Source organism: Paucilactobacillus suebicus DSM 5007 = KCTC 3549 (genome assembly GCF_001434475.1).
GTDB classification, from domain to species: domain Bacteria; phylum Bacillota; class Bacilli; order Lactobacillales; family Lactobacillaceae; genus Paucilactobacillus; species Paucilactobacillus suebicus.
Window position 1 is genome coordinate 90387 of sequence record NZ_AZGF01000003.1, and the last position, 23427, is coordinate 113813.

General features: G+C 37.8%; 24 protein-coding genes and 1 other annotated feature (1 of these 25 cut by a window edge). Of the genes, 4 read left to right on the forward strand and 20 right to left on the reverse strand.

Annotated features, from left to right (window positions below; genetic code table 11):
* Positions 1 to 123: 123 nt before the first annotated feature.
* Positions 124 to 516: a tautomerase family protein gene (locus FD16_RS02180; RefSeq protein WP_010622054.1), complete on the forward strand. Its 393-nt coding sequence runs from the start codon at positions 124 to 126 to the stop codon at positions 514 to 516.
* Between the two features lie 85 nt (positions 517 to 601).
* Here the strand turns inward: FD16_RS02180 and FD16_RS02185 are convergent, their stop codons facing one another.
* From FD16_RS02185 to FD16_RS02195, 3 genes are all read right to left on the reverse strand, one after another.
* Positions 602 to 1156 (reverse strand): DapH/DapD/GlmU-related protein, encoded by a 555-nt coding sequence (locus FD16_RS02185; RefSeq protein ID WP_010622053.1) that lies wholly within the window; start codon positions 1154 to 1156, stop codon positions 602 to 604.
* A 41-nt stretch (positions 1157 to 1197) separates the two neighbouring features.
* Positions 1198 to 2235: a zinc-dependent alcohol dehydrogenase family protein gene (locus tag FD16_RS02190; RefSeq protein WP_010622052.1), complete on the reverse strand. Its 1038-nt coding sequence runs from the start codon at positions 2233 to 2235 to the stop codon at positions 1198 to 1200.
* 94 nt (positions 2236 to 2329) lie between these two features.
* Positions 2330 to 2698, reverse strand: coding sequence for a nuclear transport factor 2 family protein (locus FD16_RS02195; protein WP_010622051.1), 369 nt, complete (start codon positions 2696 to 2698; stop codon positions 2330 to 2332).
* Between the two features lie 154 nt (positions 2699 to 2852).
* On the opposite strand from FD16_RS02195, the gene FD16_RS02200 reads away from it, so the two are divergent.
* Entirely contained in the window at positions 2853 to 3695 is an 843-nt protein-coding gene (locus FD16_RS02200; protein ID WP_010622050.1) for an SDR family oxidoreductase, read from the forward strand.
* Between the two features lie 428 nt (positions 3696 to 4123).
* Here FD16_RS02200 and FD16_RS02205 read toward each other — a convergent pair whose 3' ends face one another.
* The 4 genes from FD16_RS02205 to miaA all read right to left on the reverse strand — a co-directional run bounded on the left by FD16_RS02205 (position 4124) and on the right by miaA (position 8134).
* Positions 4124 to 5152, reverse strand: a complete 1029-nt coding sequence (locus tag FD16_RS02205; RefSeq protein WP_010622049.1) for an IS30 family transposase — start codon at positions 5150 to 5152, stop codon at positions 4124 to 4126.
* Between the two features lie 193 nt (positions 5153 to 5345).
* A complete protein-coding gene (gene glnA, locus FD16_RS02210; RefSeq protein ID WP_010622048.1) occupies positions 5346 to 6686 on the reverse strand; it encodes a type I glutamate--ammonia ligase in 1341 nt (446 codons plus the stop codon).
* A gap of 46 nt (positions 6687 to 6732) precedes the next feature.
* The gene (locus FD16_RS02215) at positions 6733 to 7113 is read right to left on the reverse strand and encodes a MerR family transcriptional regulator (protein WP_010622047.1); all 381 of its coding nucleotides are present in this window, start codon (positions 7111 to 7113) and stop codon (positions 6733 to 6735) included.
* A 97-nt stretch (positions 7114 to 7210) separates the two neighbouring features.
* The gene (miaA, locus tag FD16_RS02220) at positions 7211 to 8134 is read right to left on the reverse strand and encodes a tRNA (adenosine(37)-N6)-dimethylallyltransferase MiaA (RefSeq protein ID WP_010622046.1); all 924 of its coding nucleotides are present in this window, start codon (positions 8132 to 8134) and stop codon (positions 7211 to 7213) included.
* Positions 8135 to 8217: 83 nt separating this feature from the next.
* On the opposite strand from miaA, the gene FD16_RS12535 reads away from it, so the two are divergent.
* Positions 8218 to 8394 (forward strand): DUF3042 family protein, encoded by a 177-nt coding sequence (locus FD16_RS12535; RefSeq protein WP_010622045.1) that lies wholly within the window; start codon positions 8218 to 8220, stop codon positions 8392 to 8394.
* Between the two features lie 136 nt (positions 8395 to 8530).
* On the opposite strand, the gene FD16_RS02225 is transcribed toward FD16_RS12535, so the two are convergent.
* The 7 genes from FD16_RS02225 to FD16_RS02250 all read right to left on the reverse strand — a co-directional run bounded on the left by FD16_RS02225 (position 8531) and on the right by FD16_RS02250 (position 13845).
* On the reverse strand, positions 8531 to 8944 hold the full coding sequence (locus FD16_RS02225) for a rhodanese-like domain-containing protein (protein WP_010622044.1): 414 nt from the start codon (positions 8942 to 8944) through the stop codon (positions 8531 to 8533).
* Positions 8945 to 8967: 23 nt separating this feature from the next.
* Entirely contained in the window at positions 8968 to 9936 is a 969-nt protein-coding gene (locus FD16_RS02230) for an ROK family glucokinase (protein ID WP_010622043.1), read from the reverse strand.
* The gene (locus tag FD16_RS02235; protein WP_010622042.1) at positions 9936 to 10163 is read right to left on the reverse strand and encodes a YqgQ family protein; all 228 of its coding nucleotides are present in this window, start codon (positions 10161 to 10163) and stop codon (positions 9936 to 9938) included. The genes FD16_RS02230 and FD16_RS02235 overlap by 1 nt, the downstream gene beginning before the upstream one ends.
* 12 nt (positions 10164 to 10175) lie before the next feature.
* Entirely contained in the window at positions 10176 to 10847 is a 672-nt protein-coding gene (locus tag FD16_RS02240; protein WP_010622041.1) for a rhomboid family intramembrane serine protease, read from the reverse strand.
* Positions 10834 to 11397 carry a 5-formyltetrahydrofolate cyclo-ligase gene (locus FD16_RS02245; protein WP_029508355.1) on the reverse strand — a complete coding sequence of 188 codons (564 nt, stop codon included), beginning with the start codon at positions 11395 to 11397 and terminating at the stop codon, positions 10834 to 10836. The genes FD16_RS02240 and FD16_RS02245 overlap by 14 nt, the downstream gene beginning before the upstream one ends.
* A gap of 112 nt (positions 11398 to 11509) precedes the next feature.
* The gene (gene rpmG / locus FD16_RS12540) at positions 11510 to 11659 is read right to left on the reverse strand and encodes a 50S ribosomal protein L33 (RefSeq protein WP_076625554.1); all 150 of its coding nucleotides are present in this window, start codon (positions 11657 to 11659) and stop codon (positions 11510 to 11512) included.
* 122 nt (positions 11660 to 11781) lie between these two features.
* Positions 11782 to 13845, reverse strand: coding sequence for a peptidoglycan D,D-transpeptidase FtsI family protein (locus FD16_RS02250; RefSeq protein WP_010622038.1), 2064 nt, complete (start codon positions 13843 to 13845; stop codon positions 11782 to 11784).
* 190 nt (positions 13846 to 14035) lie between these two features.
* Between FD16_RS02250 and FD16_RS02255 the strand changes: the two genes are divergently transcribed.
* Positions 14036 to 16681, forward strand: a complete 2646-nt coding sequence (locus tag FD16_RS02255) for a YfhO family protein (RefSeq protein ID WP_010622037.1) — start codon at positions 14036 to 14038, stop codon at positions 16679 to 16681.
* A gap of 67 nt (positions 16682 to 16748) precedes the next feature.
* Here FD16_RS02255 and FD16_RS02260 read toward each other — a convergent pair whose 3' ends face one another.
* From FD16_RS02260 to pheS, 6 genes are all read right to left on the reverse strand, one after another.
* Entirely contained in the window at positions 16749 to 17060 is a 312-nt protein-coding gene (locus tag FD16_RS02260; protein ID WP_010622036.1) for a HesB/YadR/YfhF family protein, read from the reverse strand.
* A 158-nt stretch (positions 17061 to 17218) separates the two neighbouring features.
* A complete protein-coding gene (greA, locus tag FD16_RS02265) occupies positions 17219 to 17695 on the reverse strand; it encodes a transcription elongation factor GreA (RefSeq protein ID WP_010622035.1) in 477 nt (158 codons plus the stop codon).
* Positions 17696 to 17888: 193 nt separating this feature from the next.
* Positions 17889 to 18527, reverse strand: a complete 639-nt coding sequence (gene udk / locus FD16_RS02270; RefSeq protein WP_010622034.1) for a uridine kinase — start codon at positions 18525 to 18527, stop codon at positions 17889 to 17891.
* 17 nt (positions 18528 to 18544) lie between these two features.
* Positions 18545 to 19642 carry an endolytic transglycosylase MltG gene (gene mltG / locus FD16_RS02275; RefSeq protein ID WP_010622033.1) on the reverse strand — a complete coding sequence of 366 codons (1098 nt, stop codon included), beginning with the start codon at positions 19640 to 19642 and terminating at the stop codon, positions 18545 to 18547.
* Between the two features lie 140 nt (positions 19643 to 19782).
* Positions 19783 to 22197, reverse strand: a complete 2415-nt coding sequence (pheT, locus tag FD16_RS02280) for a phenylalanine--tRNA ligase subunit beta (RefSeq protein WP_010622032.1) — start codon at positions 22195 to 22197, stop codon at positions 19783 to 19785.
* A 10-nt stretch (positions 22198 to 22207) separates the two neighbouring features.
* Positions 22208 to 23254: a phenylalanine--tRNA ligase subunit alpha gene (pheS, locus tag FD16_RS02285; protein WP_010622031.1), complete on the reverse strand. Its 1047-nt coding sequence runs from the start codon at positions 23252 to 23254 to the stop codon at positions 22208 to 22210.
* 40 nt (positions 23255 to 23294) lie between these two features.
* Positions 23295 to 23427, reverse strand: a binding site (T-box leader) (it continues 69 nt past the right edge of the window).

Genomic DNA, 23427 nt, shown 5'->3' on the forward strand with positions numbered 1-23427 from the left:
TTAATTCGTAGAGCAGAATGGTAATACTTAATAAAGTGCGCGCAGATTTCTTGCATTACTGTTGCTATAAACCTTTATAATATGTTTAGTAGTAAATTAATTTTTATCAAGGAGGCCGAAAATATGCCGCTATTACAATTTAATTTAGTAAAAAATGCTTGGACAAAACCACAGGTAAAGGAAATTTTGGATATTGCATATGATGTTACTCTCTCAGCATTTAATGCTCCCAATGGCGATCGTTATCAAACAGTTAGTTATTTTGATTCAGATGACCTGATAATGAAAGATACTGGACTGGGTTTTCAACGAACTGATAAAAGAATTCTGCTAAATATCAGAACACGCCCACGTACCAATGACGAAAAAATAAAATTTTACCAGCAATTTTTAGCAATCTTACAAGAAAAAATGGGACTCGATCCGCATGACCTTATGGTAGATATGGTGGAAAATGGGGATGCTGATTGGAGCTTTGCTGATGGAAAGCCCCAGTTTTTAACTGGAGATTTATAAAAAAATAAGTGTATCCATTGATGAAATAATCTTTGGATGCACTTATTTTTTATTTGTTCGATATGACCAGAAAGCTTTTGTTTCGTTAGATATTTTTGATTACTTTTGCTGGTGTTCCAACAGCAATACTGTTAGCAGGAATGTTTTTTGTTACCACAGCCCCAGTACCAATAATGGCATTTTCGCCAATTGTGACACCTGGTAAGATACTAACTCGTGCCCCAATCCAAGCATTTTTCTTAATAGTGATTTCACCAGTCTTAATAACACGAATATTTTTAGGCTCATGATTGACACTAAAGATCCCAACTCCTGGTCCCATCATGACTCCATCTTCAATATTAATGGTACCAACTGACATCATGGTTAAATTATGATTTGCGTAAACATTTTTGCCTAAATTAACATTATTACCGCAGTCAATGAACATTGGTGGTGTGAAATACGTGCCGTCATGAATTTGATGATTCAACAACTCATTCTCCAATTTCACCAGTTTGTTTTTTTCGGCTGGATCGGTTGTATTAATCAGATGACAAAGATGGTCACTGCGATCAATCTCACCATGAACTTCTTTTTGATAGTTTTTGTTACGAATGTCATATGATTTACCATTTCTAAAATCTTCAAAAACACTCATTATTCCCCTTTCATGAATCCTCAGATGAGCATATAAATTATTTAATCATTGACGATTAAATATGACTTGATCGCCTGACGTTGGTCCATTGCATCATATGCTGCTTGAACATCATCTAGCTTGAATTCTTTGGTGAATACCTTTCCTGGATTGATTTTTCCATCTAAAACAGCTTGCAGTAAAACTTCTTTGTCGTAAGTTGTAACGGAAGCAATGCCCCCACGCAAACCAATGTTTTTCCAGAATAAATTATTGGTATTCATAGATGCTTTTTGCGGTACACCCACACGACCAACTACTGCCCCAGGGCGGCCAACTTTAACTGCTGTATCTACAGATTGTTCCGTACCAACACACTCAAGCACTGCGTCTGCACCAGTACCGGTTAATTCCATGACCTTGTCAATCGCTTCATCGCCACGTTCTTCGACAATATCAGTTGCTCCAAATTCCCGAGCCAATTTTTGACGATCTTCATGACGGCTCATTGCAATGATCCGTTTAGCACCGCGAAGTTTGGCTGCAATAACGCCACATAGCCCAACGGCACCGTCACCCATTACGACCACGGTATCACCTTCTGAAACTTCTGCAGATACCGCCGCATGATAACCAGTGGCCATGACATCTGCAAGCGTAACAAATGACTTTAATTGGCTTTCGCTGTAGTCACTAGGTTGACCTGGAATTTTAACGAGTGCCCAGTTAGCGTTAGTGAATCGTAAATACTCACCCTGATACCCGCCATTACCCCCGTTTTCTTGATTGAGACAATTACCATCAAACCCAGCTAAACAAGCAGCACAGTGACCACATCCATGCGTAAATGGTGCGATAACGAAGTCGCCAGGTTCAAAGTTACTAACTTCATTTCCAACTTCTTCAACGATTCCGATTGCTTCGTGGCCGACAAGACTATTCCTAGTTCTTTCTGCAATTCCTCTAAACCACCATAAATCAGACCCACAAACACTAGCCCTTACGATTTTGATAATTGCATCCGTTGGCTTTTGAATATCTGGTCTTGACACCTCATGAATTTCAACCTTGCCTGGTTCGATAAACGCTGTTGCTTTCATTATGAATTCCTCCTTGTGAAATATAACTTCTAAACTTTATGTTGCTAATATAGACCTTAAAGTACACTTTAAGGCAATACCTAAATTTAATTTTTTAATACGGTTTAGCGGTAATGTACAAAATTTTCCATTGATCGACATTTTTTTCGAGATGCAATGTTAATTCAAGCGACCAAGTATTTCTTAAGCCGTGAATGTCGGCATCAACACGACTTTGACCAACTAACACCGCACTATTGTGAGTTAATTCAATTATGTCAACATGTTCTTCTGTGGATGAATAGTAATTCATACCACCTGTTTCAATTTCATCTAACCACTTCACTTTGTTTTGTTTCATGCCACTCATATGAGCAAGATAAAAGTTATCATCTAAAAGATTACCAAGTTTAACGATGTTGCCATCAACCATATATTCATTGTGTTGGCGATATATGTTAATGATTTCTTCTCTATTAGTCATGTTTCACCTCATTAATTTTTTTCACGATTAGTGTATGCCCTTGAAGTAACATTAAGGCAAGGCATTTCAAAAAATTTTAATTTACCCCTTGCCTTCAAGCTACTTCAAGGTTGTAAACTGCATTTGAAAAATTATTTTATCTTAGGAGATTATTATGACAAGTAAAAAAACATGGTTAATTACTGGTGTTAGTAGTGGATTCGGATATGAGTTGACAAAACAACTGTTAAAAAAAGGTGACATAGTTGTCGGTACTGTTAGAAAACTAGATGGTGTAAAAGACTTTACTGATCAGTATCCAGACACTTTTTTTAGCAAAATATTGGATGTTACAGATACTCCATCAATTCATAAGGTTGTAAATGAAGTATTTACTAAATTTAAAATTGATGTTCTTGTAAACAATGCTGGCTATGGTTTGTTCGGTGCAGCTGAAGAATTAAGTGATGAGCAAGTTGATCGTATTTTAAATACAGATCTAGTTGGCTCAATTCAAATGATTCGTTCATCACTGCCACATTTCCGTGAACAGAAACACGGCCGCATTATTCAAATTTCTTCATATGGTGGTCAAGTTGCATATCCTGGCAATTCAATGTACCACGCAGCCAAATTTGGGATCGAAGGATTTGTAGAATCAGTGGCTCAGGAAGTGGCATCGTTCAATATTGGTGTAACAATTGTAGAACCAGGTGGTGCTCGTACCGAGTTCCGTTATGGTAGTGCTCAAGTTGCAGATGAATTACCAGCATACGATGGTAATCCAGCTCATGATTTCAAGAAAATGCTTGATCCCGCTAATGGTTTAGCACCTGGTGATCCAGCACGAATGGCTGCACGAATTATTGAAAGTGCGGATAAGAATCCTGCCCCATTGAGAATGGTCCTTGGTTCAGAAGCTTTAAAGAACACTATTAATACACTGGAAAAGAGAATTAATGACTATAAGAGTCAGACGGATTTAGCGGCTTCAACAGACTTCCCTACAGGCGAATAGTTGGAAATAAAAAAGAACATTTAAATAAAATGTTCCCTTCGCTGATTCACTGTAAATTTTTATAAGAAGAAGGTACAGAAATATATTTACATCGAAAGATTGATGTTGAACCTTTTTTTAGTAGAATGAAGGCATTACTTGGTGTGCGACGAACTCATTTATGACGACAACAGTCCATGAAAAATGAGCCGGGTATATTATTAATTACCATGAACCTAACGAAATTGAGTACATTATTAAATAATAATACTGAAGAACTGCTCAATCATAACTTTTCTGATGCAAAAAATATGTTTCTAAAAAAGCAGAATCAAAATTATCTTTCAAGATAAGTTTGATTCTGCTTTTCAATTATTCAGTGACTAATTTTTTCCCCGAATTGTCAAACCAAGTGCAACAAATAGACCTATTTCAAAAAATTGGTATAGTTAGTCAGCTAACTCGGGAACAATGTCCGCAGGACATTTATAGTCCAAGCACCTTCTTGGACGGTGATTAAGTGTATATTGAACTTCTTGAATATCAATAATGGAAAAATCTTTGAATGATTTTCCTTTAGGAAAGAATTCTCGAAGTAAGCCATTAGTGTTTTCATTGGTGCCACGCTCCCAAGGTGAATAAAGGTGAGCAAAATAGACATCTGTTCCAGAAACATTATCCAGCAATGCAAACTCACTACCATTGTCGAACGTTATTGTGCTGAAGTGTTGAGATCCATAGTTATCAATGACAGACTGAAGTGCCTTTCGACAAGTATCAGCGTGATAATTTGAGATCTTCACTATTATTTCTAATCGACTTGAGCGTTCCGTCAAAGTCATTAGTGCAGGTTCAGTGTCGACACGCTTTGCCTTAATTAAATCACCCTCCCAATGTCCAAACTCAACTCGTTTTTCAACGCTGGCTGGATGCAATTCGATTGATTTACCCAGTATTTTTTTATTGATTCTGTTATGGCGCTTACCAGCATGTTTTACACGACGGCGTAGTTTAATTGGTAGATCTTGATTTCTCAATGAAAAAAGGTTGCACTCAATATATCTGTACACCGTTGGTGTTGAAGGGCATGGGTAACTCGGATAATTCTGTCTAAACCAATGTACAAATGTATCAACACTGTGTAAACTCGGCTTTGATCTAAGTGCTTTAGTGAGTAACTCAATAAAGAATCCACATTTGGCAAATAGTCCTTTCCAAACACAATGTGAACGATGTTCACGATAAACGGCTTCACCAGTATCTGCAAAATAGGTTGTATAAGCACAATGTCGCTGAGAATCTATCTGTGTTGTTGTGCCTCGTTTCAGTTCACGATATACAGTACTTGCATTACGTCCGATTAAATCTGCAATTTTATGAACTGGAACACCGAGTTTATAAAATGATTCAATTTGCCCACGCTCATATGATTGTAGTTGTTGGTAGTGCCTGTGAGTAGTATTCTTAGATTGGGTCATGAAGAGATTCCTTTCTTACTTTGTTTAGTCGCTTATAAGAATAGGTCTTCATGGCCTTTTTATCTAGACTAAATGGTCTAGTTGGTTAATGTTGCACTTCGATTTTAAATCGGGGAAAAAATCAGCAGTCAAAAAAGGCCTACCATTTTCGGTAAGCCTTTTTGCTATAATATCTTAATTATAAGTCAGTAAATTAGTACTTCTCAACGTACTGATCGCGTTCCCATTCACTAACCTGTTGACGATAAGCGTCCCATTCAAGGTTCTTAGCCTCCATAAAACTCTTGTATAAATGATCGCCCATCGAGTGCTTAAGTACTTCGTCCGTCTCAAGATACTTAAGAGCATTGTGAAGTGTTGATGGCAAACTGATAATATTGTTATCTTCACGTTCTGTTTCATCCATCCGGTAAATATTACGATCAACACTATCGTTTGGCTGAATATCTGCCTTGACACCGTCTAAGCCTGCTTCAAGTACAGCAGCAATTGCCAAGTATGGATTAGCTGAAGGATCAACTGAACGTAATTCTAGACGTGTTGAAACGCCACGAGCATTTGGTACTCGAATTAATGGTGAACGGTTTGAGCCAGACCAAGCAACGTATACTGGTGCTTCAAAGCCAGGAACCAATCGTTTGTACGAGTTAACGATTGGGTTGGTGATAGCTGTAAAGTTACGTGCATGCTTCAATAATCCACCTAAGAAGTTATAAGCGGTATGTGACAAATCAAGGTCTCCGCCATCTTCGTAGAATGTATTACCATCTTTATTGAAAAGTGACATGTTGATATGCATACCGGAACCATTGATACCTGATAATGGTTTTGGCATGAATGTTGCGAATAAACCATACTTACGAGCGACAGTCTTAACAACTAACTTGAACGTTTGAATGTTATCTGCGGCTTCCAGTGCATTTGCATACTTAAAATCAATTTCGTGTTGACCTGGAGCAACTTCGTGGTGAGCAGCTTCAATTTCAAAGCCCATATTTTCAAGCTCTAGCACGATATCGCGGCGGCAATTTTCGCCTAAGTCCATTGGCGCCATATCGAAGTAACTGCCTTGGTCATTTAATTTTGTTGTTGGTTTACCAGCTTCGTCCATCTTAAAGAGGAAGAATTCTGGTTCAGGTCCGATGTTAAAATCAGTGAAGCCTGCAGACTTCATGTCATCAAGTACACGAATCAAGTTATTACGTGGGTCACCAGCGAATGGCTTACGATCAGCCGTGTAAACTTCGCAAATTACACGAGCAACTTTGCCGTGTTCTGCACCCCATGGAAATACAAGCCATGTTGACATGTCTGGATAAAGGTACATATCACTTTCTTCAATTCGAACGAATCCATCGATTGATGATCCATCAAACATAATTTTGTTAGCCAAAAGTTTGTCTAATTGACTGATTGGAATCTCAACGTTCTTGATAGTGCCAAACAGATCGGTAAACATCAATCTGAGAAAACGTACATTTTCATCCTTAATTAACTGTCGAACCTCATCGTCTGTATATACATGCTTAGCCATATAAATACCTTACCTTTCTTATACCCAACAACATTAAAATGTTTTTTTATCGGAGCTTGGGACTAGTTGGAGACATACCTTGCAGTCCGCCAGCACGGAGAATTTCATCATGAAGAATTTCGCGAACATCATCGTCTGTTAGTGTCTTACTTTGTTGTTCTTTGCGGTGTTCTTGATCCAGTTGCTTCTGCATAAAGATTTCTCGAATGCCGGCCATATTAAGACCCTCATCAAGATAATCTTTAATTTCCAGTAAACGATCAACGTCGTTTAGTGAGTACAGTCGGCGATTACCATCACTGCGCTCAGGCTTAATCAACTCCTGAGTTTCATAATAGCGAATCTGCCTTGCAGTTAAGTTGGTCAATTTCATCACAGTACCAATTGGCAAGACTGCTAATGAACGTCTGAGTTCCTTTTCCTTCATGAATCAACCCTCCTTCCTGATTACGTAAAAAGCATAACAGCGAAAATTATAAAAGTCAATGTTTCATGTCATGTTTTCTAACATATAACTAAATGACTTACTTTCGTAACCATTCGGTAGCTATTTGGTTAATTTCGGTAACTGAATTAGTATGTTCTACTAAATTAAACCAAGTGACATCCATTTTATTACGGAACCAGGTTAATTGACGTTTAGCATAGTGACGCGAATCTTGCTTGATTTTTTCAACAGCAGTTTGAAAATCACACTTCTGATCAAAATAATCGAATAGTTCACGATACCCAATTCCTTTACCTGACTGAAAATTAACTCCATTTTGATCGTAGAGCCATCGTGCTTCTTGTTGAAGACCTTCATCTAACATTTGATTAACGCGTTGATTTATACGGTTATAAAGCAGTTTTCGATCAGTATTCAGGCCTATTAGCTTAAATTCATTAGTACTATGTTTTTGTATTTGATCGGAAAAAAGATGGCCAGTTTTTTCAATCACTTCTAGTGCTCTAATTACCCTTCTATCATTATTAACTGGGATTCCAACTGCAGCTTTGTGATCAAGATCATTTAAATGGTCCCAAAGTTGCTGCTTACCGTTTAAGTCTGCAAATGCATGCCATTTAGCTCTAATTGCTTCGGATTCTGAATCAAATTGATCATTTCCAAGTGCAAGATTTTCTACTAATGATTGGACATAAAATCCCGTTCCACCAACAACAATGGGCTGTTTCCCCCGAGCAACAATATCATCTATTGTCTTATTAGCAAGGGATTGAAAGTCAGAAACAGAAAACCGTTCATTAATCTCTCTGATATTGATTAAATGATGTGTTATTCCTTGCATTTCCTTCGGCAATATTTTTGCAGTTCCAATATCCAGATGCTTGTATACTTGCATTGAATCACCTGAAATAATTTCTCCATTCAACTCTTTTGCCATTTTCAAAGATAATTCAGTTTTGCCAACTGCCGTTGGGCCGACAATCGCTAGTACTTTAGTCAATTTATCAAACTCCTTTTGTGAATGACTGGTAAATGTGATCGTTTTCTTGCATAATAGGGTAAATAAGAATTGGGGGTATGATCATGAAACAATTTGCAAAGGGCTTTGTAATTGGAACGGCTGCCACAGTTGGTGCCGTTATTGGCGGTATTGCAACATTCCGCAAGCACGTGGTTAAGCCAATTGAGGAAGAAGAAACAAGATTTGAGGAAAATCGTAAAGCGGCTGTCAGAAAAGGTCGTTCTGCACACAACAAATAATTTATTTCCGTTTCATGAAGTTATGTATGAAAGAAGACAGGTTACCTTATTAGGTTGCGTGTCTTCTTTTTGATTTTCATTAACAAAATTAAGGAGGCTAGAAATTACTTTCTCAGCCTCCTATTTTGATTGTAAATTAATATTTCTTCGTCTTTGTTTTACCACTCCAACGAGCGTAGCCATTTTTTAGAATGGAGATATCCTTATACCCTTGCTTACCAAGAGTTGATGCTGCACGTGTACTCAAAGTCATGCCTTGATCGTAAAGATAAACTGGAAGGTCTTTTCGGATCTCCACATATCGCTGTTTCAACATGCTATAAGGTACGCTACGTGCACCAAGAATATGTCCCTTGTCAAAGTCAGTCTTTTCACGCAAATCGATGACCTGAGCTTTCCTCATACCGTCTTCAAATACATCTTCTTCAAGAACTTTAGCGAACCTCTTCCGACGGATGGACTGTGTAATCGTGCTCCCGATCCAAATAACAATAACAATTAATAATATAACATCGACCGCGATCAATGCTTTGCTAACTCCAACTACCAAATCAAATTCCTCCAAAAATCAAATTACTCAAATCTTTGAGCCAACGAAGCAGCTCCGATGACGCCAGCGTCATTTCCGAGTTCAGCTAACTTTAATGATGTAGAATCGCGAACAGTTGCAAATGCGTATTCCTGGAATGATGTGTTAACACGATCAAGTAGGAATTTACCTGCTGCAGATACGCCTCCGCCAATTACAACAAACTCTGGATTTAAGATATTACTAATATTAGCACATGCGAGCCCAAGATAGTGTGCCACTTTATCGACAACTTCATTTGCTAAGAAGTCATCTTCTTTTTCAGCCAAATCAAAAACAATTTTTGAAGTAATTTCCTGTCCATCGTCAATCATTGCTTTTAATTTGCTGTCACCGGCGTATTGTTCAGCTGCGTCCGTTGCTAAGTGCACAACGCCAGTTGCTGCAGCGTACTGTTCAAGACAACCATGATTACCACAAGTACATAGATAGCCCCCGGGCTGAACAATCATGTGGCCAATTTCACCGCCGGCACCGTTAATTCCGTGAACTAATTGTCCGTTAGAAATTACTCCACCACCAACACCAGTACCAAGTGTCACAAAGACAACCTCATTACCGTTATTGCCAGCACCCTTCCATCGTTCACCAAGTGCAGCAACGTTTGCATCATTATCAACCGCCGCTTTTAATCCTGTACCTGTTTCCAGTTGTTCAATAATTGGTTGCGAGGTCTTCCAGTTAAGGTTAAATGCACCCGTAACAGTTCCTTTGTGAAGATTGACTGTGCCGGGTGTTCCAATACCGATACCGACAAATTGATCCCGAGACATCTTATACAAATCTATGTGGTGATTGATTGATTCGACAATGCTAGGAACAATATGTTGTCCATCATCCAAAATATTGGTCCTAAAAGCCCATTTTTGTTGAACTTCACCATTTTCAGTCAAAATTGCAAACTTAATTGTCGTGCCGCCTAAATCAACACCGATTAACTTTTTACTACTCATCACACGTCCTCCTTGAGACCATTCCTTGTTTCTAATTGTTCTTCCAAATGGTGTTCATGGCGCAAAACAAGTTTTGCCTTTAAATAATCATCATGTGATACGACACCTGATTTAAACAAGTTATCTAGTTCAAGTGCCATCAGCTCAATATCCCACTTACGTTTGCCAACATAGACGTAAACTCCGAATTCTTTGAGCAACTGTTGAACATCATATAACGTTTTCATTAGTCAATCACCTCAGATCGTTCCCATACCCATTTGGTAAAACATAACAACTATTACAAGCAATATGATGCCACTTAGAAAACGCTTTATCAAGTTGATTTTACCAATTTGTGGAGTTCCTACAACATATCCCATCAAAAAGCCACCAACTAATCCACCTAAATGACCATATATATCGATACCAGGCATAAATAGATCGAATACTAAATTAATTGCCACAAATGTCAAAAATTGACGGCTGAGAAGCCGAATATACGGATTATGGTGAAATGATTCACCCAGCATTAGAAATGCCCCAAACAAGCCAAAAATGGCCGTGCTGGCTCCAGCAGAAAGTGAATTAGGCAAGAACACGAAGCTGGCCAAATTTCCAGTGAGTGCACTGACAAAATAGATTGACAAAAACCGTGCGTGACCAAACATGTTTTCAATTTGAGTGCCAATGTAATACACAGTTACGGAATTAACAACCAAATGCATGAGGCCAATATGAAGAAAAACTGGTGTAATTAATCGCCACCATTGTCCTTCTTGAATCAGTGTGCCAACCTTTGCGCCAAACTCGATTAAAATCTGTGTATTAGTTGATCCTCCGGCAACCGTCATTAATATAAATACGATTACTTGTATCAAAACAATTGCCTGAGTGCAAAATGCCTGTTGCTTTAAATTATTCCAACTCATTGTTTTCTCCCTCAGCAATTATTAAATGACCAATTCTAACATCAAATTCATCAACAGGCCAAGTGATTTTACCCTGAATCTGTGCAGACAAGACCAGACTAACTGTGTTACCACCATATTTTGACAGGTATCGGTCATAGTAACCAGCACCAAATCCGAGTCGACTATGATCACTTGCAAATGAAACCCCTGGGACAATGATCAAGTCTATTTGCTCCTGATTATATATCTGTCCATTGACAGGTTCATCAATGCCAAATTTTTGCTTGAATTTAGTGTCGTCATCTAACAATACAAATTCCATTTGTCTGTGTGGCAATGTTCTCGGAATAACAATTTTTTTGTTTGATTCAATCGCTTGTTGGATGATTGGCGCCGTATTTACTTCAATCGATTGGCTTTTAGTAACTGCAATTATCTTTGCTGATTGCCATTCCGCAGAATTAAACAGGTGTGCATACATTGATTGCTCTTGACGTTCCTTTTCGTGAGCATTCATTGCGGACATTTCGCCAATGTAGTGTTTTCGAGCCTGTGTTTTGTCGTTAATTGCAGTTCGCCTCTATTCAAAATTTTGTGTAATAGATACAAAAAGAGTAGCAACAAAGAATCTTGTTACTACCCTTTAATACATAACCTGGCACAAGACCATTATATGTTAATTATTTTGTTTCACGATGTAAAGTAACCTTGTGATCCCGTGGGCAGTACTTCTTTAATTCAATACGGTCGGGATTGTTACGACGGTTCTTACTTGATAAGTAATTCCGTTCATGGCATTCAGTACATTCTAATGTGATGTGTACGCGCATGGCTGAAACCTCCAAACTTTTTTAATCGGGTGGAACCCTAACTCGTATAACTATATCATTAATTAACCCTTTTGGCTAGTGATTTATGACAGTTTGTTAAGTAAAGTTCCTTGACATGCTTGTTAATTATTTTTTGCTTCTACATACTTCCAGAAAGCCTGATAGACATCGTGTCCCACGGTAACAGCAATAGATGAACTATTAGTATCCGCACCTGGTACTGCAATTGCTACTACAACCTTTGGATTCTTATAAGGTCCAAACATAATCAAACTATGAGTTAAGGTCGATGTTGTGCCGGCAAATGTTTCGGCAGTACCTGTCTTAGCAGCAACGGCTGGACTCAGATCTTCTAGTGCTGAACCAGTCTTGTATGGACTAGATCCATGCACAACCATGTACATTCCTTGACGAACAACGTTCCAGTCTGATTGATTGGCGTTAATGGTATTCAAAACAGTTGGTTGAGTGGTAGATTCAACCGGTCCAAGCGAACCGTTCTTGTTAGTTCCACGAATCTCTTTAACAATGTAAGGCTTCATCCGGTAACCACCATTGGCAATGGTGGAAGCATATTGTGCTAATTGCATAACTGTATAACTATCATAGTTACCATACGATAAATCGAGTGCTTTACCAATGACATTGGTTGGGCCAGTATACCCTGTTGTTTCTCCGGGAAGATCAATACCTGTTTTAACTCCCAATCCAAATTGGTTAAACACATTTCTCAGCTTAGTAAATATGCTCTTCTTCATTGTTAACGCAGCGCCAGATGAATACGTGAAGTTACCCTCTTTCATCGCAAGTTGCATCATATACGAGTTAGAAGAAACTTCCAATGCTTCTTCAGCAGTGATAGCAACCTTACCACTCGTGTTCCACCATGAACTCTTACTTGGAGTTCCTGCGATCTTAATTGGTTGATCATAAAGTGTGTTATTTGATGGGGTAATTACACCCTTCATCAACGCACCCATCACGGTTGCACCTTTAACGACAGATCCCATAACGATTGAATGGTTAATTGATCCAATCTGGTCATTTGTAATCTTACCTGTCGAAGTATTACGATCCAGGCCACCCATAGCGTAGATTGCACCAGTATTAGGATTCATAACAACGATGTAGGCACCTGTTGAGTGAGACTTACTACCATAAGCTTCATAATCTGACTTAAGGATACTCTGAACCTTGTTTTGGAATTTAGAGTTAATTGTTAGAACAAGGTTGTCACCCTTTTTACCTTCATACTTAGTAACAGCCTTTTGAACTGAGTTTGAATTGCCACTTGACGATACTTCAGTTTCTTTTTTGGTCCCTGCCAATGTTGACTGATACTCTTGTTCTAAGTAACTGATACCAACACTATCGTTACGAGAATAGCCTTCTGATAACAGTTCATTAACAGAATCACTAGGTAAACCAGTTTTAGAGTTTGATACTGTACCTGTTAGAGACGCGATCGCCTTACCTTGTGGGTAATTTCGTGTCCAACTAGTCCCAACCTTAATACCAGTCATCTGATTCAAATGTTCGCCAACCTCAGCGATTTCTTTACTAGTTACGCCAGTTTCTTTGATATAAGTAGTTTCAAGAGACGTCGTGCTACTCATATCTGCATAAATCATTGCCTTAATTTTTTGACGAGACGTTAACTTAATGAATCCAGGATGGTTTTCTAGATATTTGATCTCTTCATTTGATTGTTTCGACTCTGACATTCCTTTATGTCCTGGAATTTGAGCCAACACCTTCTTTTGATGAGATGTGGGAACTAAATAATAATCAATCTTATTACGTTTAGTAAGAGTAGATACCGATAAATTCAGATATTTGCCCAGGATATTTGCCGTTCTGTAAATTTCGGCTGAGGTATCAGTAGATCCTCGAGTGTAAGTAATTGCCTGATGGGCTGCATTACCAACCAGTACTTTTCCAGTGGAGTCATAAATCATTCCACGTTGAACGTTTGTGGTTTCAGTACTTGTATCGGAGTCGCTAACATCGGCTTTGTACGTGTCACCATTGAGAACCTGCAGGTAAAATAGTCTTCCAATCAGAAGTAATAGTAATATACCGACAGTCCACATTAAAAAGTTTAAACGGAATGGTATTTGGGACTGTGCTGTCTTTTTCTTTGATCGCGGTTTGAATCTGTTTTTGACACGAGTTGATAGTTTCAAAATACTAAATGCTCCTTAAAAAATATGTATACGTATGTGTATCTGCGTATTCTCACGAGATCCATTTTATCAAAAATTCATAAAACAAACCAACTTACTATGTTATTCTAAACGAAGTAACGAAAAATCAACAGCGGTTTTGTGTAATTTTAACTTTTTTAGTAATTATTTTTGATGTGAGGTTAGATAATTGGATTTTATTAAAAGATTTATTCGTCAAAATTGGATCATGCTATGCGCTTTTATCATTCCGGTAGCACTAATGGGTGGATATTTTGCATACCGATCCATGGCACCATTTGGTTCAAGTAGTATATTAACCGTTGATCTTGGTCAGCAATACATTGATTTCTATTCATATTTTAGATCAACGGTATTAAGTCATCCTGACACGTTCTTTTACTCATTTTCAAAAGATCTGGGTGGTGACATGGTTGGAATTTTTTCCTACTACCTAATGAGCCCCCTGAATTTAATTATCCTATTTTTCCCTGGTAAGACATTATCAGTTGGTGTTTTGGTCATTACGTTAATGAAATATGGGTTAGCAGGTTACAGTTTTGCATGGCTTTTACAAAAGACTAAATTGCAGGCAGGGTTTAGAATCCTCGCATTCTCAACATCGTATGCAATGATGGGATGGATTATCGCTAATCAATTAAATGTTATCTGGTTGGACGTTTTATATCTATTACCACCTGTTATTTGGGGGTTAATTAAATTAGTAAATGAAAACAAACCCTGGGTTTACATTATTTGGTTTTCGATACTATTGGTAATTAACTACTACATGGCTTGGATGGTTGCTATTTTTACGATCTTATTTATGATTTGGCAACTAAATGATCGTTCTTTGGGATTTAAAACCAGTTTCAAAAGATTTTTAAAGTACATTGGTAGTTCTGTCTTATCCGTGCTGTTTGCTTGTGCTTTACTGCTACCAACACTTTATGCGTTGATGCAGAGTAAAGGAACCTATACCGAAACAGCAGTTAAATTTAAGTTTGAATACTTCCCCTTCAAAATGCTTGGTAAACTAATTACCGGATCATTTAATTTTAAAGAAATGCCTAGTGGTCAACCGAATATTTTTGTTGGCATGCTAATGTTGATGGCATTCTTGCTTTATTTTGTGGATCGCAGGTTTCATTGGCGTCCTCGATTAGCATCATTTGCAATTACATTATTTATTCTTTTATCATTTTGTTTACAACCGCTAGACTTGCTCTGGCATGCTGGTCAATTTCCAGTATGGTACCCATACCGATTTTCCTTTGTATTTTCGTTTTGGGTTCTTTGGATGGCAGCCCATGTGTTAACTCCTAACTTCCGCATTGGATGGAAAAAAGTGATTCCGTTAGCAATTATTATCATCGCCATCCATATCTATTTGAAGCTGAATATGTCGTCATTTTCTTACATCACGGATAGTCAACTATTAATTAGTATTGGTTTTAGTTTTGTTGGAATTGTTTGGCTGTGTATTCCACGCTACTATTCTCCATTCCTGTATGATGGATTATTTGTCATGCTAGCAACATTCGAAATGGCAACGAATGCATACACTTCGCTTAACAACATTAGTTATGTGAGCCAATCTGATTTTGGTGATTATACAACCGAACTTGATAAGGCAGTTAATAAAATTAAAAAAAGTGATAGCGGCTTCTATCGAATTGGCAAAACATTTATGCGGACGAAAGATGATACGATGCAGGCCGATTACGATGGTGGGTCACATTTTGGATCAACACTAGAACCAAGTATTCCCTCGTTCTACGGTTCGATTGGTGAACCCGATGGTGATGGTTTTGTGGCATATACAAATGGCACACAGGTTACTGATTCGTTGTTAGGTATGAAGTATTTTATGACTGCTCGACCAACCACATCCATCCTCGGCCAGACAACATCTTCTATTTTACCGGCAACGTCGAACAAGCCAGATTTGAATCGGGAAAATATTAAGAGCGAAGATTCACTGACACAGACATATCGAAATAAGAACGCCCTGTCAATCGCTTTTGCTGCTTCAGATAAAATTAAATCGCTAAAATCAAATACTTCTGATCCTGTTGCTTGGCAATCAAAAATTTATCAAGCATTGGCTGGTGACAAATCAAACAAATCACTGTTCGAAGTACAGAACTTTGATCATGTAACATTTAACAATGTTCAAACATCTAAAAAAATAACTGGGACTGTCTTCAGTAAGCAAAATCTGCTGGAACCGGCGTACGTTAAATTAACTTTTGTACCCAAAACCAATGAATCGTACTATTTGACCTTTGGCGCTAATCTAACGAGTGACGTGGCTTCTTATTATCTGAATGGTAAAAAGCTCACACAGTACCCGACATTTAGGAATACAGTGATTATTAACGTTGCTTCCAAGCAAAAAGGTAAACCAGTAACAATTACATTCAAAATGAAACAGCAAACAATGTGGTTACAAAATGTTAGCTTGTACAAGTTGGATCAGAGCCACTTTGACAAGTTAAAAACAACATTGAAGAGTTCTCCTTTAAAAATTAATTATCATAGTAATACAAAAATAACTGGAACAATTGATGTAAAAAAGCAACATCAATTATTGATGACAACGATTCCCTATTCAAAGGGATGGCATGTTAAAGTTGATGGGAAAAATGTTAAAACTACTAAAGTTATTAATACCTTCCTGTCTGTGCCAATTTCCAAGGGACACCATAAAGTCGAACTATATTACAGGTCTCCATGGTTGATCGCTGGTATTATTGTTTCGGTAGTTTCAATTGGCTCGGCGATTATCTTCACCCTGTATCAACATAAACGTCGAACAAAAAATAGAGGCTAACGGCCTTATAATATTGTAAAAGGGCACGAACTTAAATTGTTCGTGCCCTTTTAGATTCAAAAATAACCTATTTGTCTAACTCACCGTTACTGATGTATTCATATTTGGGACCATCAGTTTTTTCATCATACTCGATTGTTAAGTCATAGCCTCTAAAAAACCATTCATCAAGTTCGTCTACAAAATAGTGTACTCCGTCTTTAACTTCATCGACAACTGGATTTGTCGGATGATCATCACGCACCATGCCAAGTGAAAATCCGTCATGGACAGGTGTTTTGCCGTATACCTTGCCAAAAAATCTAACACCCATTCCAGAATTAAGTCCCATTTCATTTTGAAACCATTGGCTTGCTGAATCGGTAACATTAATAACCATTTCTAATCTCCCCTTAGCAAATATTGTATGCGCTTACCACGCCGCAGCTTAATAATACCATGAACAAAATAAAATGCCACAAATCGATTTAGCTGAGAATTATTGAAAATAAAAAAACTAGTTAAGCAGGTGCCTAACTAGTTCCACTAAATTCATTGTTATTCAACAGATAAAATCTTAACCTTCATTGATCCGGCTGGAAGTTGAATATCAACTTCCTCATTAACCTTATGGCCCAATAGACCAGCAGCAATTGGAGATTCATTAGATATCTTACCATTCATTGGATCAGATTCTGATTGACCAACAATTGTGTATGTTTCAGGCTCTTCATCAGGTAATTCTTTGAAAGTTACTTGACGGCCAAGTGATACTTCATCCTTCGCAACAGCATCATTATCAATGATTTCAACGTTATGAAGCATTGTTTCAACTGTACTGATACGACCCTCAACAAAAGCTTGTTCGTCCTTTGCTGACTCGTATTCGGAATTTTCTGAAAGATCTCCATAACTACGAGCAATCTTAATTCTATTGATAACCTCTGGACGAGTTTTTGCTTTTAGTTCTTCTAATTCTTTTTCTAGTTTTTCTTTACCCTCAATGGTCATTGGGTAAGTTTTGTCTTCTGACATTCTGCCACCTTCTACAATCAAAATAAATTTAACAGTCAAAACATTACCACGTAAGGGCTTGCATGTAAAGAATAATTTTAATTATCCTAATATTTTGTCTAAAAGTAGTACATTAAACTGTTTAAGAACAGATAGATTGTACCAGATTATCGTGTATCTGTTTACCATTTTTGCTAATTTTCGACTAAATTTTTTATTGATGCTTTGTCAAAATATCACGCACCTTGGTTGTCAGTAAGTCGATTGCAACCGTATTTTGACCTCCCTCAGGCACGATAATATCCGCATACCGTTTTGTAGGTTCAATAAATTGGTGATACATTGGTTTGACTGTGGCTAGGTATTGATCGATGACTGACTGTAATGAACGGCCACGTTCGAGCATGTCTCGTTGAATTCTACGAATAATTCTAATGTCATCATCTGTGTCGACAAAGACTTTAATGTCCATCAAGTCTCTTAAACGAGGATCATCTAAAATTAAAATTCCTTCTAAGATGATTACATCCTTAGGCTCAGTATGAATTGTTTCACTTGAACGGGTGAATTCAGCGTAATTGTAAACTGGTTTTTCAATCGGTTGATTTTTCAATAATTTTGTTAAGTCACTAATTAATAGATCGGTATCAAAGGCAAGTGGATGATCATAGTTAACGGCTTTGCGTTCTTCCATAGTCATTTCAGCCTGATCATTATAGTAAGTGTCCTGTTGCATGATCATAATAGATTTTCCGGCTAATTCATGGTAAATTGCTTCACTAACTGTAGTTTTACCACTACCGGAACCACCAGTAACACCAATAATAATTGGTCGATTTATGTTGTTGTTCAACTTTTTAAGCTCCCTACTTAGTCGTTATCTTTAGCTAATTTTTTGGTGATTTTTTGATGTTGTGCGTATGTCTTTGAATAGTAAATCTTACCAGTCTTGGTATTTGCGATAAAGTACAAATAACCTTTGCTTCTGTCGGTTGGATTCAAAACAGCCTTTATAGAACTGATGCTTGGACTATTGAATGGACCAGGACCATAACCTTTATTGATATATAGGTTATATGGTGAATCAACTTTCAAATCCTTATATGTTAAATTCTTCTTATGAGTATTTAGTGCATACATAACAGATATATCAGACTGAAGTGGCATGTTCTTATCAATTCTGTTAAAGAAAACACCAGCTATTTTACCACGATCAGACGTTGTCACACCTTCACGTTCAACTAATGAAGCCAACGTGAGCACTTCTTGGACACTTAAATGCTTTTTAGTCATTGTTGAATAGTATGGCTTTAAAGAAGTATTTTCCGCTGCTACCATTTGGTTAACTAATGATTTAAGGCTTTTCAGATTTGATACGTCATATGTTGCAGGATACAAGTAGCCTTCAAGTCGGTATCTGACGTTTTTAGCTGTCATTGTTGAATCTAATAGTTGTGGGTATTCATTGGCAAGCTTATTAAGATAGGATTCGTTCTTCATCAATGTTAGAAACTGTTTTGAACTATATTTTGTTTGTTGCTGAACGGTTTTTGCAATTTCATCAATTGTTTCACCCTCTTGAACTAATACTTTACCTTTTTCCCCAATTAACGATGTTGAGCTGCCGCCCTTTTCAAGCTCAGAAACAACTTTTGTCAAACTCATAGATGGTTTTAAAACATAGTATCCAGCGTTAAAAGATGTTTTATTATGAGTTTTGATATAGTAGTCAAATACCCATGAACTCTTGATTACCTTTTTGTTTTGAAGAATCTTACCGATTTTTTCGTTCGATGATCCAAGCGGTATTTTAACCTGTACTGACGTATTATCTGAGGAATTCACAGCTTTCATTGATGAATTGATATATACCTTTGTGCCGACTAGACCAAGTGCTAGCACAACAATAATGGTTATCGCAATCCACCAATATCTTTTTTTGTGTCCTCGTTGTTTTTTTTTATCCAATTTTTCTACCACCCTATTTTTTTAATCCAATCCATTATACTAAAAAATGGTGGGTTATCTACGTTGAAGTTCAAAAATTACAAACTATAACTAATCCTTAATAAAAAAATCAGCGCAAAAGTTGCGACTGATTTTTTAATCTAGCGGATTTCAGTATCAAATTCGGCGGTTAGGTAACTAACAACTTTATCAAATGATTCGTTAACTTGGTCTTCTGTTAAGGTACCATTTTTATCTTGATAAGTAAGTGTGTATGCTAACGATTTCTTGTGTGCTGGTAGATGAGCTCCCTGATAAACATCAAATAGATGAACATCTACCAAGTAGGAGCCACCCTTCTTGTTAATTGCAGCTGTTATATCACTATTCAACGTATTATCGTCCAACAACAATGCAATATCACGCTTAATTGAAGGATACTTACTAATTTCGTCATAGTGACGACCTTGCTTTGGAGCTTCAATGATTGCTTCAAGATTAAGCTCGAAAACATATGTTTCAGGAATTTTGTATTCCTTCGCAATTTGTGGATGAACTTGGCCAATGAATCCAATTAATTGATCGTCAAGCTTGATATTGGCTGTCCGTCCTGGGTGTAACTCAGCACGTTCATTTGACGGAACAAAAGTAACTGTGCCCGATAATGACATATTTTCCAAATAACGTTCAACAATCCCTTTTAAATCGTAGAAATCAACAGAGTGGTTTTCTTGATGCCAATTATTATTGAGAAGCTGTCCGGTCATTGCACCAGCGATATGTTCTTGTTCTAAAGGACGAATGCCATCATTGTCAGTTGTAAAGATTCTGCCCTGTTCATACAGACGAACATCCTTTTGTTTTCTAGCAATGTTGTAAGCAATATCGTTGAGAAGACCACTGATAAGGCTCATACGAGTCGCAATGTGATCTTGACTCATTGGATAATCGAGCAGCATTGGTGTTCCGTGATTTTCAATCTGGAATTGTTCCGCTTTATCATTGGTAGTCAAAGAATAGCTGATTGCCTGGTTAAGTCCTTCACCCTCTAGCACATGACGACTTGATCTGATCAAATTTTGACGAAGACTTAAGGCGCCAATATTACTTGTTTGCTCAGGTAATGTTGAAGGTAAGTTGTCATAACCGTAAATTCTTGCAATTTCTTCAAGCAAGTCAGCTTCTATGCTGACGTCCCACCGACGAGCTGGTACAGTGACCGTGATCGTATCACCGTCAACATTGTAATCAAATGCAAGCCGATCAAATATGTTGGTGACGTCTTCCATCTTCATTTGTGTACCAAGGACATGATTGATCCTTGCAAGTTTCATTTCAACTTTTGGCTCGTTAATTGCAGCTTCGCTTCCAGTCACAATTCCAGTGGCAACTGTACCATTACCAAGTTCCGCAATTAACTCAGCTGCTTCGTTTAATGCAGTTTCAACTGTTTCAGGATTAATGCCGCGTTCAAATCTTGTTGACGATTCACTATGCAGGTCATGACGACGAGCCTGCTTTCTTATTAAAGTTGGATTAAAAATTGCAGCTTCCAATGCAACATTTTTCGTTTCATTACTGATTGCGGTATCTAAACCACCCATAGTTCCAGCCAACGCAGCAGGTTTATCCCCCGCAGTCACAACGACATCCTGTTCATTAAGCTTTCTTTCATCTTCGTCCAGTGTTGTAAATGCTTCGTCTTTCTTAGCAAATCTTACCTTAATTTCTTTTTCCGGAAGTTTGTCGTAATCAAAACTGTGTAATGGTTGGCCATACTTAAGCAAAATGTAGTTTGTAACATCAACTACGTTATTAATTGGGCGAATACCAGCATTCCAAAGACGGATTTGCATCCACATTGGGCTGTCTTTAATTTCAATGTTATTGATTACACGCAATTTATATGTTGGAGCTAAGTTAGTGTCGTCAATTTGAACCTTGATTAAATCAGCAGTACTTGTCGTTGAGTTTTCCTTAACATTAAGTGTTTTGAAGTGAGACTTCAGTCCATAGAAAGCGGCGATATCATTTACATTACCAAGCATGCTGAACATATCACCACGGTTGGGAGTGATGTCTGTATCAATAATTGTATCATCCATTCCTAAATATGGAAAAACAGACTCACCAGGCTTAGCATCATCTGGTAAGAACCAAATTCCTTCATCGTACGCCTTAGGTGCGATTTTTTCACTGAAACCAATTTCTTGAAGTGCACACAACATACCTTCAGAAATTTCTCCACGCATTTTACTACGTTTGATTTTAATATTGTTACCGATACGTGCACCGGGAAGAGCGACAATAACGTTTTTTCCTGCCACAACGTTCGGAGCACCACAGACAATTTGGACTGTCTCTTCACCGTTATCAACTTGGCACAGAGTTAGGTGATCAGAGTCTGGGTGTGGCTCAACGCTTTCAATATGGCCAACAACTAATTTCTTTAAGCCGTCACTTGGTGAGTACACATCATTAATATCCACTGACGTTCTGGCAATTTTTTCGGCCAAATCAGTTGGATTAATATCAATGTCTAAATATTCTTGTAACCATTTGTATGAAACTTTCATAATTTATTGATTATCCTTTCTGGTCAAATTGCGTTAAGAAGCGAACATCGTTTTGATAAAAATCGCGGATATCTTCTACGCCATATTTCAACATTGCAAAACGATCTGGTCCAAGCCCGAATGCAAATCCACCATATACTTCGGGATCAATTCCTGCCATTTTCAAAACATTTGGATGAGTCATACCAGCTCCCAATACTTCGATCCAACCGGTGTGTTTACAAATTGCACATCCCTTACCAAGACAATTGAAGCATGTGATATCAGCTTCAACAGATGGTTCAGTAAATGGAAAGTAGCTTGGGCGCAAGCGAACTTGTAATTCATCACCAAATAATTCTTGAGCAACAACTTCAAGGGTTCCCTTCAGGTCAGCCATTGTTATGTGCTTACCGATGACCATACCTTCAACTTGATGAAATTGGTGGCTGTGTGTAGCATCATCGGTATCACGACGGTAAACTTTACCTGGTGAGATCATCTTTAAAGGACCTTTGCTGAAGTCGTGTTTTTCAAGCATTCTAGCCTGCATAGGTGAAGTTTGTGTTCTCATTAGAACTTCTGGTGTCACGTAGAATGTATCTTGCATATCGCGAGCTGGATGATCCTTTGGCAGGTTCAACATTTCAAAGTTATAGTGATCTTCTTCGACTTCATCACCGACTGCAACTTCATAACCCATACCAACAAACAAATCAACGAGCTCATCAATAATTTGCTGAATAACATGCGGTTGTCCTTGGGCAACTTCACTACCTGGTAAAGTAACATCAATTGTTTCCTGTTCCAACTGCGCATTGATTTTTGCAAATTCAAGTTCTTCTCGGCGCTTATCGATTGCTTTTGTTAGATCATCTCTAATTTCATTTGCAAATTGTCCAATTTTTGGACGTTCATCAGCACTTAATTCACGCATGCCACGTAACGCTTCCTTAATTGGACCTTTTTTTCCAAGCAATCTTACTCTAATGTCGTTAATTCTATCTAGATCTTCACTGTTATCGACGTCTTTTAGGCCCTGCTGGCGTAACTCGTCTAATTTTTCTCTTAACCCCATTGTCTTCTCCTTTTTTGATCAAAATAAAAAGCCTCATCCCAAAAGGGACGAAGCTTCGCGGTACCACCCTAGTTTGCAGATAATCTGCACACTCAAAAAACTTTTTAACGGCTGTCGACCGGACACAATTGTGTCAACTTCGGAAGTGAAATTCAGATAAAACAACTAATTAC

Coding starts and splice junctions, on each gene's coding strand:
- FD16_RS02235 (WP_010622042.1), bottom strand. CDS start 10,163: ATGAAAACGTTATATGATGTTCAACAGTTGCTCAAAGAATTCGGAGTT.
- FD16_RS02205 (WP_010622049.1), bottom strand. CDS start 5,152: ATGACCCAATCTAAGAATACTACTCACAGGCACTACCAACAACTACAA.
- pheS (WP_010622031.1), bottom strand. CDS start 23,254: ATGGGGTTAAGAGAAAAATTAGACGAGTTACGCCAGCAGGGCCTAAAA.
- glnA (WP_010622048.1), bottom strand. CDS start 6,686: ATGGCTAAGCATGTATATACAGACGATGAGGTTCGACAGTTAATTAAG.
- FD16_RS12535 (WP_010622045.1), top strand. CDS start 8,218: ATGAAACAATTTGCAAAGGGCTTTGTAATTGGAACGGCTGCCACAGTT.
- FD16_RS02195 (WP_010622051.1), bottom strand. CDS start 2,698: ATGACTAATAGAGAAGAAATCATTAACATATATCGCCAACACAATGAA.
- FD16_RS02260 (WP_010622036.1), bottom strand. CDS start 17,060: ATGGTTATTAATGTTACCGATTCAGCAAGCCAATGGTTTCAAAATGAA.
- greA (WP_010622035.1), bottom strand. CDS start 17,695: ATGTCAGAAGACAAAACTTACCCAATGACCATTGAGGGTAAAGAAAAA.
- pheT (WP_010622032.1), bottom strand. CDS start 22,197: ATGAAAGTTTCATACAAATGGTTACAAGAATATTTAGACATTGATATT.
- FD16_RS02215 (WP_010622047.1), bottom strand. CDS start 7,113: ATGAAGGAAAAGGAACTCAGACGTTCATTAGCAGTCTTGCCAATTGGT.
- FD16_RS02240 (WP_010622041.1), bottom strand. CDS start 10,847: ATGAGTTGGAATAATTTAAAGCAACAGGCATTTTGCACTCAGGCAATT.
- FD16_RS02190 (WP_010622052.1), bottom strand. CDS start 2,235: ATGAAAGCAACAGCGTTTATCGAACCAGGCAAGGTTGAAATTCATGAG.
- rpmG (WP_076625554.1), bottom strand. CDS start 11,659: ATGCGCGTACACATCACATTAGAATGTACTGAATGCCATGAACGGAAT.
- FD16_RS02230 (WP_010622043.1), bottom strand. CDS start 9,936: ATGAGTAGTAAAAAGTTAATCGGTGTTGATTTAGGCGGCACGACAATT.
- FD16_RS02185 (WP_010622053.1), bottom strand. CDS start 1,156: ATGAGTGTTTTTGAAGATTTTAGAAATGGTAAATCATATGACATTCGT.
- FD16_RS02180 (WP_010622054.1), top strand. CDS start 124: ATGCCGCTATTACAATTTAATTTAGTAAAAAATGCTTGGACAAAACCA.
- FD16_RS02200 (WP_010622050.1), top strand. CDS start 2,853: ATGACAAGTAAAAAAACATGGTTAATTACTGGTGTTAGTAGTGGATTC.